Here is a 287-nt window from a genome sequence, read left to right as displayed (position 1 = left end):
AAGATACAAACTTATAATACCACGGGGAATTAGCTCAGCTGGCTAGAGCACCTGCCTTGCACGCAGGGGGTCAACGGTTCGACTCCGTTATTCTCCACTATTCCAAGTGGTAGTATGTAGTATATAGGCACATTAGTAACGGCGGTATAGTATGTAATACTACAGGAAAAAAGTTCTTTGACATATTGAGAGAAAGAAGACACAAGAAAAGAAACAACAGAGCATATCTGTTCTAACTTTTCGGAGTTAGACAGAGCAATCGTCCCTCCCGAGCAAAAGCGGGAAGC

1 tRNA gene is annotated in these 287 nt (G+C 43.2%); it reads left to right on the top strand.

From position 1 onward, the window contains the following. Positions 1–23 precede the first annotated feature (23 nt). A tRNA-Ala gene (locus A0125_RS15255) sits at positions 24–97 on the top strand. Positions 98–287 lie beyond the last annotated feature (190 nt).

The organism is Sphingobacterium populi (assembly GCF_001586775.1).
Lineage (GTDB): Bacteria > Bacteroidota > Bacteroidia > Sphingobacteriales > Sphingobacteriaceae > Sphingobacterium > Sphingobacterium populi.
This window is presented reverse-complemented; position numbering and strand designations above follow the sequence as displayed.